This window comes from Lignipirellula cremea, from assembly GCF_056501455.1.
Window position 1 is genome coordinate 5,857,225 of sequence record NZ_CM151415.1, and the last position, 15,049, is coordinate 5,872,273.

The following is a 15,049-nucleotide window of genomic DNA, read 5'->3' on the forward strand; positions in this document are numbered from 1 at the left end:
CGGGCGGACGACAGCGAGAGCCCTCGTGACGCCGAACCTGCCGTGCTGAGCTGGGACGCGCTTTTTTATGCCCTGCGGACATGCCCTGCTTCGCGATGTGGGCATGGCACACCAAGAAGCTGTTCTAACCTCGTCGGTCTCCGGTGGCCATGCGATCGCCTCTGCAAGTTCTGTACGAAGACAATCACCTGCTCGTCATCGACAAGCCGCCGGGCCTGGCGTCGCAGGGCGCGGCGGAGGACGAAGAGAGCGCCGTGACGCTCGTGCGGGATTATCTCAAACGAAAGTACGACAAACCGGGCAACGTCTACGTGGGCGTGGTCAGCCGGCTCGATCTGCCGACGACCGGGGCGCTGCTTTTCGCACGGACCTCGAAGGCGGCCGCCCGACTGAGCGAGGCGTTTCGAACGCACGCGGTGAAGAAAACTTATTGGGCGATCGTGGAAGGAAAGCTCTCGCCGCCGTCGGGCGAATTGAGCCACTGGCTCTGCGAGGACGCCGCCCGGCGGTCGAGCCGCATCTGCGACGAGAAATCGCCCGGCGCCAAACTCGCCCGCCTGAGCTATCGCACGCTCGCTTCGGGAAACTGGCAGTCCGGCCATGTCTGGACAGCGGTCGAGATCGAACTGCTCACGGGGCGCAAGCATCAAATTCGCGTGCAGTTCGCCGACCTGGGGCATCCGGTGCTGGGCGACGGAAAGTTCGGCGCCACCATCGATTTCTCGCCCGGCATCGCCCTGCACGCCCGGCGGATCGAGTTCGAGCATCCGGTCCGCAAGGAGCCGGTCGTCGTCGAGGCTGCCGTCGGCCCCGCCTGGAAGCGCCTCTGGCCGGAAGCTTCCTGAATCGCATCGGAGCGAACCATTCCGCGCTTTCCTGCGTACTAGATCCGCCGGCCTCTCCCTCGCCCCCGCCTGAGTCGGGCTCCGTTCCGTTTGACGGGAGCCCTGCGCCCCCTACAATCGATCCCAGCGCGGCTCAACTCCGCGTACGACATTTCCCGCAAGGAGTTCGAATATGATGCGCAAGTTCGCCTTGGCTTCTGCCGTCGCGGTCGCTGCCGGATTCGCCGGCGTCGCCTCGGCGGAAGTCGCCGTCGGTCAGAAGGCTCCCGCGATCGAGGGCGTGCAGGATACGACCGGCGCCGAGACCAGTCTGAAGCAGTTGCAGGGCAAGAAGGCGACCGTCATCGCCTTCACCTGCTGCCACTGCCCGGTCGCCGTGGCGTACGAAGACCGGTTCGTCGAGTTCGCCAAGGCCTATAAGGACAAGGGCGTCAACTTCGTCGCCGTCAACGCCAACGCGGGCGAGACGATCGAAGAAATGAAGGAACGAGCCGAGGAGAAGGATCTGCCCTATCCGTACGTGCTCGACGCCGATTCGTCGTCGGCCAAGGACTTCGGCGCCACTCGCACGCCCGAACTGTACGTCCTCGACGGTCAGGGCAACGTCGTCTATCACGGCGCCTTCGACAGCAACATGGACAAGACGCAGGCCGACGATCAGTACGTCGTCGCGGCGGTCGAAGCGGTCCTCGCCGGGAAGAAGCCCACGGTCAGCGAGACCAAGGCCGTCGGCTGCGGCATCCGGTTCGCGAAGTAAGTCGATCGCTCCTCCCGGAGCGCATGCGTCCGAATCCAAACCGCGAGGCGCCGCTCCAGCGCTTCGCGGTTTTTCCGTTTAGAAGTTCCCGCCGTCTGCCTGCCGAGTTCCGATCATGCGCGTCATGCACTCGCTTCGTCTCCGCCTCGTTTCTTTCGATATCGCGACGTCGACCGTGCTGACGGTCGGCCTCGTCGGCTGCGCTCCCGAAGCGGCGAATGAAGCGCCTGCGACGGAAACCCCCGTCGTCGTCGTTCCGGGGAACGCGCAGTCGATGGAAGCGCCCGCGACCGAGGTGACGGTTCGAACCATCGACATGGCGGGCCTGAACGAGGTCCTGGATGAACACGACGGGAAGGTCGTGCTCGTCGACTACTGGGCCACCTGGTGCGGCCCCTGCACGGAGCAGTTCCCGCATACCGTGGCCAAGGCGAAGGAACTGGGCCCCCGAGGCTTCGCCGCCGTCTCGGTCAGCTTCGACGACCCGGCGGATCCGGAGCCGATCCTGGAATTCCTGAAGGAGCAGAACGCGGCCCCCGTCACGAACCTGGTCAGCGCACATGGCGCCTCGCCCGATTCGAACGAGGCTTTCGACATCGGCGGCGGCATCCCCTGGTACCAGCTTTACGACAGGTCCGGCGCGCTGAAGTACGTCTTCTGCGACGCGCCCGAACCCGGCGTGGAGGCCCTGCCCGTCGATCAGCTTGACGCGAAGATCGAAGAGCTGCTGGGCGAACAGGCTACCCAACCATGAACGACGATCGATTTAGCGACGCAAGGGCGGATCGGGCGCTTCTCGAGGAAGCGCTTCAGAGTTTGCGTCGACTTGAATCGAGCCGGGCCCGACTGGAGATCGCAGCGTGGATCCTCGTGGTCCTGGCGGTTCTATCGTTCGCAGGCCTCCTGGTGTTCGGAGCGATCGCGACTCGGGCTCTTCTGCAAACGACGGAACTCGCGGAGTCTCTCGACGCTCCGTGAGACTGGTCTTCGATCGCGCGAAGCTGATGCGCCGTTCGACTCGCAAGCAGCAAGTACGATAGTGGCAGCCTCGCGTCGCTTCTGCCCGCTTTCCCCGGTCCTGCCTGTGTCAATCCGCTTCGTTCTTCGCTGCGCGATCGTCTATCTCTGCTGGTCGTCGTTCAGCTTGGTGACCGGCGACGAAGCCTTCGCCGAAGAGCTTCGCATCCCGGCGAACACGGCGTACGTCGATCCCGACGCGAACGGCCTCCGCATCCGCGACATCGGAGCGGGGCCCTGGGAAGACCCGACGCAGTCGCTCTCCTGGTTCGGACGAATCGCGAAGCCGGGGAAGCTGAACGTCGCGACCGAGGTCCGGCTGCCGGCAGATTCTTCGGCGAAGCTGACCCTGCGCATCGGCGAAACATCGGTCGAGCGATCGGTGGAGGGCGTCGCGGGGGAGAACGTACGCGTCGATTGGGGATCCTACGAGATCGCCGAGCCGGGCTACGTGCAGTTCGAGTTGTCCCGTCTCGGCGACGAAGCCGGCAAGTCGCTGCGCATCGTCGCGCTGCTGCTGGACGGCGAAGCGGTCGAGGGCGCGCACTTCAACCTGGAGCCGCGCCGCAACGCGTCGTCGGTACACCTGATGTACCCGACGCCGAAGGATGCGGCGATCGACCTGTTCTATTGCGAAGTCACGGGCGTCGAGGAGCCGATCGGCACGTTCTACATGGCCTGCGGCTTTCACCGCGGCTACTTCGGCATGCAGGTCAACGGACCGGATGAACGCCGCATCATCTTCAGCGTCTGGGACAGCGGCGACGAAGCGATCGACCGGGACAAGGTGAAGGGGGAGAACCGCGTCCGCCTGGTCGAGAAGGGCGAAGGGGTCGACGCCGGAGACTTCGGCAACGAAGGGACAGGCGGCCACAGCCATCTCGTCTACGACTGGAAGACGGGCGAGACGCAGCGCTTTCTGCTCGCCGCGAAGCCGACTTCCGAGACGCGGACGACGTTCACCGGCTGGTGGTTCCATCCCGAGAAGAAGGAGTGGATGCAGATCGCCAGCTTCGACGCGCCGCACGAAGGTGGCCATCTCCGCGGGCTGCACAGCTTCAGCGAGAACTTCATCGGGCAGAACGGCCACCTGCGTCGCAAGGCGCTCTACGGATCGCAATGGATCCGCACGACCGACGGAACGTGGACCGAACTGACGACCTCCAAGTTTAGCCACGACCCGACGGGACGGACCGCCCGCCTCGATCGGTTCATGGGCGTGGAGGAAGGGAAGTTCTTCCTCTCGCACGGCGGTTTCGTCGAAGGCTTCAGCGAGTACGGCGAAGCGTTCGAGCGGCCAGCGACGGATGGTCCGCCGAGCGATCTGCCGACAGCGGTCACGAGCGCGGCGAAGTAATTTTTGTAGGGCTGGCGCCCTCGCCTGTCATCGCAGCGGGTACCAGCGTCGTGGCACGCGAGGGCGCCAGCCCTACAAAACCGTCGCGCCGACCTACCGCACCAGCCGTCGTTCCGGCTTACGCCCGAGGATGACGGCCCAGCCGTGATCGTGGACGGGGCCGTACGAGCGGTCCTCTTCCATGAACTCGTCGTACTTCACGACGTCGAAGTCGGCGAAGCAGCGATGCAGCTCGCCCGTTGCGAAGTAGTGCGCGATCCCGCCTGCGGTTTCGCTGACGCCCCTGCTACTGCGATCCAGATAACCCGGATCGGCTTGGGTCAGCACGCAGCCGAAGAAGACGCCGCCCGGTCGCAGCGCCCGGCGGATCTCCTGCACGACCTCCGACCGACCCGGCTCGTCGAGGTGGTCGAGAATCGTCGGGAAGACGATCAGGTCGTACTGCTCGTCGCCGAAGTCGAGTTCGGTCACGTCTTCGCAGAACGCTTCGATCGAAAGTCCGTTTTCCATGGCCGCGCCGGCGAGTTTCCCGACGCCCACGCGGGACCGATCGACGGCCGTCACGTGACAGCCCCGCTCGGCGAGCGCGATCGAATAGCGACCTTCCCCGCAGCCCAGATCGAGCGCTTCCCAGCCAGAAACGCAGGTCGCATGCAAAAACCGGGCGAGTTCCGGACGGACGGAACGACCGTAGTAGCACTCGGTCGAGGCGTAGCGTTCGTCGAAAAGCGAGACGCCGCGGTCGGTCGCCAGCGATTGAATCATCGTTGTACGCTTTCGGGAGAGGACGAACGTCGGCCTACCGCCAATACGTTCAGCAGACGGAGGGGTTCTGAACGCGAACCGCATGCCAGAGCCGGGGCGGGGCCGACGCCGGAGCGGGCCGAAGCGGAAACGAGTTCCTTCAGCGACGCGTAAGGGCGAAGCCGCTTACGTTGACGCTCCACCAAGCCGCTTCTAAAATCGCCGCTTGTCCCTTCGGTTCGCCGGCGGGGCCCCTCGCCTGCCCGAAAGGGCGCCTCTCCTCCGCTTCCAGGGTTTCCGAATGAGCGCGACGCCGGCCAGCCGACTCGATACCGTCATGATCGAGGACCGGCTCTTTCCGCCGTCGCCGGAGTTCGCCGCGAAGGCCCGGATTCCGTCGTACGAGGCCTACCAGGCGCTCTACGACGAGGCGGCCGCCGACCCGGTCGCGTTCTGGGAGAAGCTGGGGCGGGAAGAACTGCACTGGTTCGAGCCCTTCCGCGAGACGCTGGCCTGGAAAGAGCCCTTCGCCGAGTGGTTCGTCGGCGGCAAAACCAACGCCAGCTACAACTGTCTCGACGCGCACCTCGACGGACCGCGGCGCCACAAGGCCGCGATCGTCTGGGAAGGCGAACCGGGCGAGCAGCGGACGCTCACCTATCAACAGCTTCATCGCGAAGTCTGCCTGTTCGCGAACGGCCTGAAGTCGCTCGGCGTGCAGCAGGGCGACGTCGTCTCTTTCTACATGCCGCTGACGCCGGAACTGGCGATCGGCATGCTCGCCTGCGCCCGGATCGGCGCCGTTCACTCCGTCATCTTCGGCGGATTCTCCGCCGAGGCGATCGCCGAGCGGAACAACGACGCCAGCGCCAAAGTTCAAATCACCGCTGACGGCGGATGGCGTCGCGGCAAGCAGCTCAACCTGAAGGCGACCGTCGACGAAGCGCTCGCCAAGTGCGACACCGTCGAGAAGTGCGTCGTCCTCCGCCGGACCGGGCAGAACGTGTCGATGACCGAGGGTCGCGACGTCTGGTGGCACGAACTGGTCGCTGCCGCGTCCGACGACTGTCCCGCCGAGCCGCTCGACAGCGAGGCGCCGCTGTTCATCCTCTATACCTCCGGCTCGACCGGGAAGCCGAAGGGGATCAAGCATACGACCGCCGGGTACAACCTGTTCGCGAAGAAGACGACCGAGTGGGTCTTCGACCTTCGCGAAGAAGATATGTACTGGTGCACGGCCGATTGCGGTTGGATCACGGGGCACACCTACGTCGTCTACGGCCCCCTTTCGGCGGGGGCGACGGTGCTGATGTACGAGGGGGCGCCCGACTTCCCCGCGTACGACCGGTTCTGGGACATCGTCGAACGGCACAAGGTCACGATCCTCTACACGGCCCCGACGGCGATTCGCGCCTTCATGAAGTGGGGCGACGAACACGTCGAAAAGCACGACCTGTCGAGCCTGCGGCTGCTCGGTTCCGTCGGCGAAGGGATCAATCCCGAAGCCTGGATGTGGTACCGCGAGAAGATCGGCGGCGGCGACGCCCCGATCGTCGATACGTGGTGGCAGACCGAGACGGGCGGCATCATGATGTCCCCGCTGCCCGGAGCGATCGCGACCAAGCCGGGAAGCTGCACCAAGCCGCTGCCCGGGATCATTCCGAAGATCGTGGATCATTCGGGCGAAGAGGTCGGACCCAACGAAGGGGGCTGGCTCGTGATCGCTCACCCCTGGCCCGGCATGCTCCGCGGCATCTGGAAGGACGACGAACGCTACCGCGAGCAGTACTGGTCCAAGGTTCCCGGCGCCTATCTCTGCGGCGACAACGCCCGGATCGACGACGACGGTTACTACTGGATCATGGGACGCATCGACGACGTGATCAATGTCTCCGGCCACCGCCTGAGCACGATCGAAGTCGAGAGCGCGCTCGTCAGTCATCCGAAGGTGGCCGAGGCCGCCGCGGTCGGTCGCCCGCACGATCTGAAGGGCCAGGCGGTCTCCGTCTTCGTGACCCTTCGCGGCGCCGAGGCGAGCGATCAGCTTCGCGACGAACTGAAGAAGCACGTCCGCGAAAAGATCGGCGCGCTGGCCGTGCCCGACGACGTCCGCTTCACGCAGTCCCTGCCGAAGACCCGCTCCGGCAAGATCATGCGGCGTCTCCTCCGCGACATCGCCGCCGGCAAGGAGACGATCGGCGACACGACGACGCTGGAGGATTACTCGATCCTGGCGAAACTGCGCGGGGACGAGGAATAAGCGACGAGCGTCTTCCTGCTCAGATCAGGCGGTCGGCATCTGACTTCGCATGCGATATAAAGGACGCTGCTTCGCGCTGGACCGCGAGGCGCCCTTCGCCGCTCATGATTCTGCCGCCATGAAGATCACTCGCCTCCGCGTTTACCGCGTCGATCTGCCGCTCGTCGAGGGTCGTTACGCCTGGGCGGACGGCAAGGCGGTCGAGTCGTTCGACAGCACGATCGTCCGGATCGACACCGATGAGGGCCTGACCGGCTGGGGCGAGGTCTGCCCGCTCGGGCCGTCCTACCTGCCGGCGTTCCCTGAAGGAGCTCGCGCGGGCATCGCGCGTCTCGCGCCCGTTCTGCTGGGCGAGGATCCGCGGGAGACGCTGCGGCTCAACCGGATCATGGACTTCGCGATGAAGGGGCACCCCTACGCGAAGTCGGCGATCGACATGGCGCTGTGGGACATCGCCGGCAAGGCGGCTGGCGTGCCGATCGCGACCCTCTTCGGTGGTCGCTACGGCGACTCCTATGCGCTCTACCGCGCCGTCTCGCAGGGAACGCCGGAGGAGATGGCCGAGGCGGTCGAGGGTTATAAGGCAGAGGGTTACACCAAGTTCCAGCTCAAGGTCGGCGGTCACGCGGAGACCGACATCGACCGGACGCTGGCCGTCTCGGAGATCCTGTCGACCGACGACGTGCTGGTCGCCGACGCCAACTGCGGCTGGAACCGGATCGAGGCCATGCGCGTCGTGCAGGGCCTCTCCGGCGTCGCGGTCGCGATCGAGCAGCCCTGCCCCACGTACGAGGAATGCCTCTCCGTTCGCCGGCTGTCGCATCTGCCGATGATCCTGGACGAGGTCATCGACGGGCTCGGTCCGCTGCTTCGCGCTCAGGCCGATCTCGCCTGCGACGCAGTCAATCTGAAGATCAGCAAGCTCGGCGGCCTCACCCGTGCGAAGCAGGCCCGCGACCTGTGCGTCGAACTCGGCCTGGCCATGACGCTCGAGGATAGCTGGGGCGGCGACCTGGTCACCGCCGCCATCTCGCACCTCGCCCACAGTTGCCCGCCCGACCTGCTGTTCAGTTCGACCGACTTCAACAGCTACGTCACGGTCTCCATCTGCCCCGACGCCCCCCGTCGCGAGAAGGGACGCCTCTCGGCGCCGACGGCTCCCGGGTTAGGCGTGACGGTGCAGGAAGAAGCCCTCGGCGAAGTCCTGCTGGACTTCGCCTGCTGAGGCTTCCACGTCCCGATCGAAGGCGCCTCGAATTGAAGCGTCACTCGACCAGATCGAGATCGAGGCGAATCCTCGCGATCGAATCGGCCGCGAGCGTCTGGCCGTTTCTCAGCGTCACCCGGGCACGATAGCCTCTGCCCGGCTCGTCGGGATCCGAAGGCGGGTCGGCCGGCGGATCGGGTTTCGGCTCGGCCCGCCGGTACCCGCGGGAGAGCAGGTTCTCGACGTCCCGCGGCGTCATGCCCGTCAGCGACGAAACGATCGACGGGTTCATGACGTACGGTCCCGGCGTATGAGGGCATCCTGCCGCGTGCAGGCACTCATGCACCGCGACCAGGAAGAGATAATCCTCCTTCCAGTTCCGGACCGTATAGCGCTGCTCCTTGTCGCCGCACGAATCGTTCGCGAGGTGCGACCAGGCCAGGGTCGATCCGCCAAGCCGCTCGAAGCCGACGTACATCCGGGCCGACCCGCGATCTTCGGCGACATGGAACCCGATCTCGGCGAAGCTCCGGATGTGGTCGAGCGCCCGGGAGAAGACCGATCGGAACCGCTCGAACGTCAGGCCCATCGCGCTCGCGAAGGTCGCGTATCGTGCCTGGTCGAGAAAGAACCCGACGTCCGTCAGGCAGGCGTCCGGCCAGCGGGCCTCCATCGTCACGAGCGTCCCGTCCTCCGCGTACAGGCGATCGGGCACGCCGCACGTGCGCTCGAAGAGATGCTGCAGCGTCACCTGGCCCGCTTCGCCGTCGACGGACAGTTCGCGTCCGTACGTGCGAAGCGCCAGCGCGTCGAGATCGTCCTTCCACGTTCGCTGATAGTCGGCGATCGCATCGGAGAGCGAACGGCTCTCCTCGGCCCCGGTCGCGCCGTCGGCCATGGCGGCGAGAGCGCGCGGTTCGTCGCTGCGATATCCGAGCCGATAAAGTTCCTCCGCGAGATACTCTCGCAGATCGCGTTTCGCGGACCGTCGCATCAGTTCGTCTAACCTGGACATCATCGCCTCCAACGGATCACGCCGAGCGGGCCGGTCGTGTAAGAGGATCGCGGCGACGTCGGACAGACGCCGCCCGGACATTCGTTCGCCAGCGGAACGACGTATCGCTGCGCTGGCGACGGACTTATCGAGGTCGCGTGTCCCTCGTGAGCGTCGTCGTGCAGCGTCAGGATCTCGTCGATCGAGAGCGCTTCGAGAGGTTCATGCCGACGGGCCGTCGCCGCGTGCGCCTGACGCAGGTGAGCCATCGCCTCGATCTTCGTCGGCCTCCAGACGTTCGCCGCCGTCGCGACGGACCAGTGGCCAGGATTCGCGTCCGCGGCGGGAGCCAGCGGCGCAGGTGCGACGTTCGCGATCGGGGTCGCTCGCTTCGCGGGAATCGACGTGCGCTGTTCCAGCGCTTCCAGACGATCGACCACGTCGCCGAGGATCCGCACGATCTTGTCCAGGTTCTCATCCGGCGGCACGTTCGGCGATCCGTCGCTCGGCAGAGGCACACGGGGGCCGAAATCGTCGTCATCGGTCGGCGGTGGAGGGGGCAGCTCTTCCGGCGGATTTCTCTTCGGCGGCTCAGGAACTTCGACGGCCTTCACCCGGATCCGATGCCGCAGCGAGTGAATCCGCGGCACGCCGTCGACGCTGGCGAACGCCGTCGCGACGACTGTCAGGCCGCGCTCGCCCTGACAGCGGGCCGAGAACGTGCAGACGCGTCCCGTCACGACCGGAACCAGCCTTCCGTCGACGATCGTTTCGAGCACGATCGGATGCACGCCGAAGCGATCTTCTTCGACAGGAACGAAGCTGACGTCGGACTGGACGCCTTGGGGAAAATCGACTCGCAGTTCGACGTACTCGCCCTCGTCGACCTCGGTCGGACCGTCGATCCGAAAGTCGAGCGACTGGGAATAGGCGACCGAGCAACTCGTCACGCCGACGCCGAAGAACGCCAGAAACACGAAACCTGTTCGAACCATGGGCATCGACCCTCGCGGAAGAAACGGAATTCTCGGGGCGAGGCGACGGCGAATCTGCGGCTTGCCGTCATGCCTCGACCCATATTCCCGGCGCTACCGTCACGTTCGGACCGGGACGGAAGGGTTCCGAGAAATGCCGAGATTCCCCGTCGTTCCTGCGACCTAAACTTCTCGGCAGCAGGTCCGGACACGTCGGAACGACGTCGGTGAAAAGCGCGGCTTCGGAAACGCGATGGCAGGCAAACGTCTCGAAGAACTCGACGTGCTGAGAGGGCTGGCGGCGCTGGCTGTCTGCGGCACGCACTATACGACGATGTGCCAGAGCGTCGGTCTCATGGACTGGACGTTCCACTGGGGCATGTACGGGCCGCCGTTCTTCTTCGTCATCAGCGGCTTCGTAATCCTGATGACGGTCCGCAAACGCCCCCAAGCGCTCGACTTCCTCGTCGCGCGCGCGTCGCGGATCTATCCCGCGTACTGGCTGGCGATCCCGATCGCTTACGTCGCCTTCGCGTACTTTCCGCTGCCGGGCGACTCGGTCACGCTGTCGCAGGCGCTGATCAACCTGACCATGCTGCAGACCTGGCTGAAGGTCGACGACCTCGACGGCGTCTACTGGACGCTGGCGGTCGAACTGAAGTTCTACGCCCTGGCGTTCGCCGTGATCCTGTTTCGGGGCGTGAAGCGATTCGAGCTGATCGCCGCGGCGTGGCTCTGCGTGCTGGCGCTTTACTGGAATCTGACGCTGCTCGGCGTCGACGTCCCGGGCTTCGTCCGGACGCCGCTGAACGTCGACTACGGCGCGCTCTTCGTGGGCGGCGTCTTCTTCTACCTGCTCAAGGCCGACGGCGAGAGCCTGTTCCGCCACTTCTGCATCGCGGCGTCCGTCTGCGTGCAGGGCTTCGCCCAGGGTCTCGAAGCGGCGGCGATGGCCTGCCTGTTCTACGCCATCTTCTACCTGTTCCTGTACGGTCGGCTCGGCTTCCTGGCGATCCGTCCGCTCGTCTGGCTGGGGGCGGTTTCGTACGCCTTCTACCTGCTGCAGTGTCCGATGGGGAACATCGTGATGACCCTGCTGCGACCGTTCAGCGATTCGCCCCTCCTCCTGTCGCTCGCCTCGCTCGCGGCGTCGCTGCTGGCGGCATGGGGAGCGACGGTCCTGGTGGAGCAGCCGGCCCTGCACCTGGTTCGCCGGAAGTACGAAGCCTGGAAGGCGAAGCGGGAGTCCTCCGCCGCGACCGTCGCAACCGCCTGAGCCGGGCGCAACGAAAAACGGCGCCCTCGTATAAGTGCGCCGTTTCGCGAAGGTGAATGCGAGTCGCGGTCGTCAGCCCTTGAAGTGCAGCTCGCAGGAGCCGTTGTCGCACTTCGCCGCGCCGCCCATCCGCTTGCTGATCTCGTAGCGACGCTTGGCGACCTGGCGATAGGCCCAGCGCCAGACGGGCATCATGAACGGGAAGTGCAGGATCGGCGCCGCCCAGTAGAGCTGCGGCAGCCGTCGCGTCAGGTAGCGGATCGCGTCAGCGCCGCCGTGAGCGCGACCCCGTCCGTCGACGACGTACATCTGGTCCATGAGCTGCTCGAACGTCAGCTCCGGGTACCGTTCCAGCGTCAGCGGATCGTGGACCGACAGGTAAGCCAGGCGGTGACCGCCGTCCCAGCGACTGAGCCGCCGGACCTGCTCGCGGCAGAAGCCGCACTTGCCGTCGAAGATTACGACATCCGCGGCGGGACGATCGTGCGGCGTCGGAAGCCCCAGTTCCTTGGCAGCGAATGCCTCAGCTCGGAGGGGTTCCGAGAGAGTCGCGACAGGAGGCATGCTCATTCTCGCGGAAGTCCGGTTCGCCGCTCCTGCGGAGCGACGTGCGAAAACAGCGACCGAATCACAGGATCAGCGCCGTTCCGCACCGTAATAGTATCCGACGTTCGGCCCGAGCGATCACCCTCTTTCGCGAGATACGCCCGCTCTAGCGCCGGATCACGCGGCATCAGCGGAGGAATCCGCTCCGCAGGCCTGGAACGCGCCATCGCATCGCGGTCTCCCGCTCCGTCCCGCAGCGGGCGGTCGCTGGTACGAAATCCTGTAGCTAGGGAGACTTCTTTTCCCGCGCAGGCTCGTTCGTGCGCTAACCAGCCGACGGCGCCAGCGCCGAGACCGCGACGCCGTTGACGACGTTGCGGATACGTTCGCCCAATAACGCCCGGCGACAATTTTCGCTCCCTTTGGTCCGCATTTCGAGCAGTCCCTCCTCGCAATAGAACGCCGAGTGCGGATTCAGGATCAGCCGATCATGCGCGACATGCGCCGGATCGCGCCAGGCGACGAGCAGCGGATCCCCCTCCAGAGGGGGTTCCGTCGCGAGAACGTCCAGAGCGGCGCCTGCCAAGTGGCCGCTCTCCAGCGCCGCGAGCACGGCTCCTGCATCGACGACCGCGCCGCGAGCCGTATTGACCAGGTAGCTTCCCGGGTGCATCAGCCCCAGCAGTCGCGCATCGACCAGACCCTCCGTCTCCGGCGTCGCGGGACAGTGCAGGCTGATCGCGTGCGACTGCGAAAAGAGCTCTTCAAGCGATTCGACCCGCGTGACGCCGAGCGCCTTGTCGACGCCGTCGGGCAGGTAGGGATCGTAGAAGAGGACCTGCATGCCCAGAGGCTTCGCCCGCAGCGCCGTCGCGATGCCGATCCGCCCGAGGCCGACGATCCCCAGCTTCCGCCTGCGGAGCCGCACGAGCGGACGTCCCGTTTCGTAGGTCCACCGCGACCCGTCGAGTCGCATGCGGGAGTTGAAGAAGTTGATCCCCCGCGTCAGCGACAGGAGCATGCCGATCGCGGAGTCCGCCACCTCTTCGGCGCCGTAGTCGGGCACGTTCGCCACGGGAATGCCGCGTCGGGCGGCGGCTTCCCGGTCGACGTTATCGACGCCCACGCCGCAGCGCACGATCAGCCGGCAGCGCTCCAGCCGCGAGATGACCGCTTCGCCCAGCGTGACGAAGTGGTAGAGCATGATCGCGTCGGCTCGCTCGATACGGCCGAAGAGATCTTCCTGGCACATCGCGTCGAGCGCCTCGACGCAGGCGATATCGCCCAGAATGCGACGCTCCTCGACGAGCGGCTCGCGCAGAAAGTCAGCGACCGCGACGTTGAAGAGTTGCGTCACGAAGGAAGACCTTAGAAGGACGATCGGACGAAGCCCTGCGCGTCCGTGTGCCATGGCTGGCTTGTCCAGCCGTGCGAATCCTCGAACGGAGACTCTACACGAGATAGATCCGGGACGACATGATTCCCTTCTCCATGAAACCTGCTTTGCAGTTGACCGCGTCTTCCCTCATCGGCACGGCTGGACAAGCCCGCCATGGCACACCGGCCTGATTGCCATGTCGCTCAGTCACCTGCACGATTCGTCGCTACGCCAGAATGTCCTGGACGACGTGGCCGAAGACGTCGGTCAGGCGGAAGTCGCGGCCCTGCACGCGATAGGTCAGGCGTTCATGGTCGACGCCGAGCAGGTGCAGCATCGTGGCGTGCAGGTCGTGGACATGCACCACGTTCTCGACGGCGCTGTAGCCGAGTTCGTCGGTCGCGCCGTAGGTGATGCCCCCCTTGATGCCGCCGCCGGCGAGGAAGCAGGAGAAGCCCTTGATGTGGTGGTCGCGGCCTGACCCCTGGCCCATCGGCGTGCGACCGAATTCGCCGCACCAGACGACCAGCGTCTCGTCGAGCATCCCCCGCTGCTTGAGATCCTTGATCAGCGCGGCGGTTCCGCGATCGACCTCCGCGGCGGTGACCTCCATGTTCTGCTTGATGCCGCCGTGATGGTCCCAGTCGCGATGGTAGAGCTGAATGAACCGCGTACCGCGTTCCGCCAGCCGGCGCGCGAGGAGACAGTTCGACGCGAACGATCCGTCGCCCGGCTTCGCGCCGTAGGCGTCGAGCGTCTCCTGCGTCTCGCCTGACAGGTCCATCAGTTCGGGCACGCTCGCCTGCATGCGGAACGCCAGTTCGTACTGTGCGACCCGGGCGGCGATCTCCGGATCCTGATGCTCGGCGTCGAGCATGCGGTTGAGCGAGTTGACCGCGTCGATGACGTCCCGCTGTTCGCCCTCGTCGATGCCGGGCGGACGGGTGACGTACATCACCGGGTCGCCCGTGCCGCGGAACTGCACCCCCTGGTACTTGCTGGGGAGGAAGCCGGAGTGCCACTGGCGGGAGGCGATCGGCTGCATCTGCCCCCCCTTGCCGGTGGAGACCATGACCACGAACCCGGGCAGATCCTGCGTCTCGGCGCCGAGGCCGTAGGTGATCCACGACCCCATCGACGGTCGCCCGCCGACGGAGGAGCCGGTGTTCATGAACGAGTGGGCCGGGTCGTGGTTGATCGCCTCGGTCTTGAGCGAGTTGACGATGCAGAGCTCGTCGGCGACCGTCCCGATCTCAGGAAACAGTTCGCAGAGCCGGTTGCCCGACTGGCCATGCTGCTTGAAAGCGAACTGCGGCCCGTAGCACTTCAGTTCCTGTCCCTGAAGCTGGGCGATCGGCATGCCAGCGGTATACGACTCCGGCATCTTCTGGCCATGCATCTCCAGCAGCTTGGGCTTCCAGTCGAGCGTCTCCAGGTGACTCGGCCCGCCTGCCATGCAGAGCCAGATCACGCGCTTGATCCGGGGCGGAACGTGGTACGCCGCCAGTTCGCCCAGCGGCTTCTTCTCCGGCGAAGCGCCCGATTCGTTCGCGTGCAGCGCAGAAAGGCCGAGCCCCTGCGGACCCAGCAGCGAGGCGAACGCCGCGAGACCCAGCCCCAGCGAGCCCTGCCGCAGAAACGTTCGACGAGCGACGTTGAGGGGAAGCGTGTTCATGGCAATAGTTCCGAATAGC

General features: G+C 65.7%; 13 protein-coding genes. 7 read left to right on the plus strand and 6 right to left on the minus strand.

Going from position 1 to position 15,049, the window contains the following annotated elements; genetic code table 11:
* Positions 1-149: 149 nt before the first annotated feature.
* The 4 genes from SH602x_RS23045 (at position 150) to SH602x_RS23060 (ending at position 3,976) form a co-directional block, all read left to right on the plus strand.
* A complete protein-coding gene (locus SH602x_RS23045) occupies positions 150-845 on the plus strand; it encodes an RluA family pseudouridine synthase (protein ID WP_479474508.1) in 696 nt (231 codons plus the stop codon).
* 172 nt (positions 846-1,017) lie between these two features.
* Positions 1,018-1,602, plus strand: coding sequence for a redoxin family protein (locus SH602x_RS23050; RefSeq protein ID WP_479474509.1), 585 nt, complete (start codon positions 1,018-1,020; stop codon positions 1,600-1,602).
* A gap of 124 nt (positions 1,603-1,726) precedes the next feature.
* The gene (locus SH602x_RS23055) at positions 1,727-2,356 is read left to right on the plus strand and encodes a TlpA family protein disulfide reductase (protein ID WP_479474510.1); all 630 of its coding nucleotides are present in this window, start codon (positions 1,727-1,729) and stop codon (positions 2,354-2,356) included.
* Between the two features lie 330 nt (positions 2,357-2,686).
* Positions 2,687-3,976, plus strand: a complete 1,290-nt coding sequence (locus SH602x_RS23060; protein WP_479474511.1) for a DUF3472 domain-containing protein — start codon at positions 2,687-2,689, stop codon at positions 3,974-3,976.
* Positions 3,977-4,069: 93 nt separating this feature from the next.
* On the opposite strand, the gene SH602x_RS23065 is transcribed toward SH602x_RS23060, so the two are convergent.
* Positions 4,070-4,741: a class I SAM-dependent methyltransferase gene (locus SH602x_RS23065; RefSeq protein WP_479474512.1), complete on the minus strand. Its 672-nt coding sequence runs from the start codon at positions 4,739-4,741 to the stop codon at positions 4,070-4,072.
* A 280-nt stretch (positions 4,742-5,021) separates the two neighbouring features.
* Here SH602x_RS23065 and acs point away from each other — a divergent pair, with 280 nt between their 5' ends.
* Positions 5,022-6,980 carry an acetate--CoA ligase gene (acs, locus tag SH602x_RS23070; protein ID WP_479474513.1) on the plus strand — a complete coding sequence of 653 codons (1,959 nt, stop codon included), beginning with the start codon at positions 5,022-5,024 and terminating at the stop codon, positions 6,978-6,980.
* Positions 6,981-7,098: 118 nt separating this feature from the next.
* Positions 7,099-8,205 (plus strand): cis-3-hydroxy-L-proline dehydratase, encoded by a 1,107-nt coding sequence (locus tag SH602x_RS23075; protein ID WP_479474514.1) that lies wholly within the window; start codon positions 7,099-7,101, stop codon positions 8,203-8,205.
* A 40-nt stretch (positions 8,206-8,245) separates the two neighbouring features.
* On the opposite strand, the gene SH602x_RS23080 is transcribed toward SH602x_RS23075, so the two are convergent.
* Positions 8,246-9,181: a zinc metalloprotease gene (locus tag SH602x_RS23080; RefSeq protein WP_479474515.1), complete on the minus strand. Its 936-nt coding sequence runs from the start codon at positions 9,179-9,181 to the stop codon at positions 8,246-8,248.
* Between the two features lie 20 nt (positions 9,182-9,201).
* On the minus strand, positions 9,202-10,182 hold the full coding sequence (locus SH602x_RS23085) for a hypothetical protein (RefSeq protein WP_479474516.1): 981 nt from the start codon (positions 10,180-10,182) through the stop codon (positions 9,202-9,204).
* A 226-nt stretch (positions 10,183-10,408) separates the two neighbouring features.
* Between SH602x_RS23085 and SH602x_RS23090 the strand changes: the two genes are divergently transcribed.
* The gene (locus tag SH602x_RS23090) at positions 10,409-11,431 is read left to right on the plus strand and encodes an acyltransferase family protein (RefSeq protein WP_479474517.1); all 1,023 of its coding nucleotides are present in this window, start codon (positions 10,409-10,411) and stop codon (positions 11,429-11,431) included.
* Between the two features lie 72 nt (positions 11,432-11,503).
* Here the strand turns inward: SH602x_RS23090 and SH602x_RS23095 are convergent, their stop codons facing one another.
* The 3 genes from SH602x_RS23095 to SH602x_RS23105 form a co-directional block, all read right to left on the minus strand.
* Positions 11,504-12,001, minus strand: a complete 498-nt coding sequence (locus tag SH602x_RS23095) for a thiol-disulfide oxidoreductase DCC family protein (protein ID WP_479474518.1) — start codon at positions 11,999-12,001, stop codon at positions 11,504-11,506.
* Positions 12,002-12,302: 301 nt separating this feature from the next.
* A complete protein-coding gene (locus SH602x_RS23100; protein ID WP_479474519.1) occupies positions 12,303-13,334 on the minus strand; it encodes a C-terminal binding protein in 1,032 nt (343 codons plus the stop codon).
* A gap of 247 nt (positions 13,335-13,581) precedes the next feature.
* Positions 13,582-15,030, minus strand: a complete 1,449-nt coding sequence (locus SH602x_RS23105; protein WP_479474520.1) for a DUF1501 domain-containing protein — start codon at positions 15,028-15,030, stop codon at positions 13,582-13,584.
* Between the last annotated feature and the right edge of the window lie 19 nt (positions 15,031-15,049).

Excerpts from the sequence above, each read along its gene's own strand:
- SH602x_RS23095 (WP_479474518.1), bottom strand. The coding sequence starts at position 12,001 with ATGAGCATGCCTCCTGTCGCGACTCTCTCGGAACCCCTCCGAGCTGAG.
- SH602x_RS23055 (WP_479474510.1), top strand. The coding sequence starts at position 1,727 with ATGCACTCGCTTCGTCTCCGCCTCGTTTCTTTCGATATCGCGACGTCG.
- SH602x_RS23085 (WP_479474516.1), bottom strand. The coding sequence starts at position 10,182 with ATGCCCATGGTTCGAACAGGTTTCGTGTTTCTGGCGTTCTTCGGCGTC.
- SH602x_RS23065 (WP_479474512.1), bottom strand. The coding sequence starts at position 4,741 with ATGATTCAATCGCTGGCGACCGACCGCGGCGTCTCGCTTTTCGACGAA.
- SH602x_RS23045 (WP_479474508.1), top strand. The coding sequence starts at position 150 with ATGCGATCGCCTCTGCAAGTTCTGTACGAAGACAATCACCTGCTCGTC.
- SH602x_RS23080 (WP_479474515.1), bottom strand. The coding sequence starts at position 9,181 with ATGCGACGGTCCGCGAAACGCGATCTGCGAGAGTATCTCGCGGAGGAA.
- SH602x_RS23075 (WP_479474514.1), top strand. The coding sequence starts at position 7,099 with ATGAAGATCACTCGCCTCCGCGTTTACCGCGTCGATCTGCCGCTCGTC.
- SH602x_RS23105 (WP_479474520.1), bottom strand. The coding sequence starts at position 15,030 with ATGAACACGCTTCCCCTCAACGTCGCTCGTCGAACGTTTCTGCGGCAG.
- SH602x_RS23050 (WP_479474509.1), top strand. The coding sequence starts at position 1,018 with ATGATGCGCAAGTTCGCCTTGGCTTCTGCCGTCGCGGTCGCTGCCGGA.
- SH602x_RS23090 (WP_479474517.1), top strand. The coding sequence starts at position 10,409 with ATGGCAGGCAAACGTCTCGAAGAACTCGACGTGCTGAGAGGGCTGGCG.
- acs (WP_479474513.1), top strand. The coding sequence starts at position 5,022 with ATGAGCGCGACGCCGGCCAGCCGACTCGATACCGTCATGATCGAGGAC.